General features: G+C 66.6%; 1 protein-coding gene. It reads right to left on the bottom strand.

What is annotated here, in order from left to right; all coding sequences use genetic code 11:
- The coding region (locus K359_RS56755) for an IS66 family transposase (protein ID WP_245284971.1) at nt 1-1119 on the bottom strand (1119 nt) is incomplete at both ends.

Raw genomic sequence — 1119 nt, 5'->3', positions numbered from 1 at the left:
GTGAGCGAAGCTTGCGCGTGAAGAACCGGATGCGGGTAATCCGCTCGTCCGGGTCTGTGAGGGGCGGGGATGGCAACACCCCCGCCTACTCGGCATCCTGCGAGCAGGATTCTGCCGCCATCGCTGAGCCGGTCGAAGCCGGGATACCCGTCGACCTGCACGATGCCGCTGAATCTGGCTAGGTGAGAGGCGGGGCGCTCGGCTTTGCGATCAGGGCTGTAAAGATAGACCGCAGCCGGCGGATCGGGCCCGTTCCAGGGCCGGTCGTCGCGGGCATAGACCCATAGCCGGCCGGTCTTCGTGCGGCCTCGGCCGGGATCGAGCACCGGGATCGGGGTGTCGTCGGCGAACAGCTTCTGCGATGCGAAGACGTGCTCGGCGAGCCTCTTTTGCAGCGAGTCGAGCCACCAGCAGGCGCCGCCGACCCAGTTGGCAAGGGTCGACCGGTCGATCTCGACGCCCTGCCGGGCAAAGATCTGGCTTTGCCGGTAGAGCGGCAGATGATCGCAGTATTTGGAGACTAGGACATGGGCGAGCAGGGCGGGGGTCGCGAGGCCCTTGGCGACTGGCCGCTCCGGGGCGGGCGCCTGGTGGATGGTCCCGCAGGCCCGGCAGCCATAGCGGGGCCGGCAGATGCGGATGACCCGCAGCCGCGCCGGGACGTGGTCGAGCATCTCGCTCACGGTCTCGCCGATCACGTGTAGGGGGCCGCCGCAACAGGAACAGGCCTCGTGCTCGACATCGAACCGTCTGTCCTCGCGCGGCAGGTGCGCCGGCAGGCTCGGCCGCTCCTCCTGCGTCCTTGCAGTTTTGGTCCTGGCTGGTGGAAGTATGGCCTCAGCCCTTGCAAGATCGGCGCTGATATCCTTGAAGCCGAGCTGCAGCTGATCATCATCGAGCTGCTCCGCGCGCCGGCCGAATTGGCTGCGCTGCAGCTTCTTGATGATGAGATGGAGCCGTTCGATCTCGGCCTGCGCCTCGCTGAGGCTGGTGCGCTCGGCTGCGAGCGAGCGCACCAGATTCTGCAAGGTCTCCACATCATCCGGCAGGGTGGCGAGATTGATGCTCATGGCAGCAGAGGGTAGCTGACTCGTACCGTTCTCGCCGCTCTGCTTGCGT

This window comes from Bradyrhizobium sp. th-b2 (genome assembly GCF_000426785.1).
GTDB classification, from domain to species: domain Bacteria; phylum Pseudomonadota; class Alphaproteobacteria; order Rhizobiales; family Xanthobacteraceae; genus Bradyrhizobium; species Bradyrhizobium septentrionale.
The sequence above is the reverse complement of the archived record's forward strand: the minus strand, read 5'-3'. Positions and strand labels throughout refer to the sequence as shown.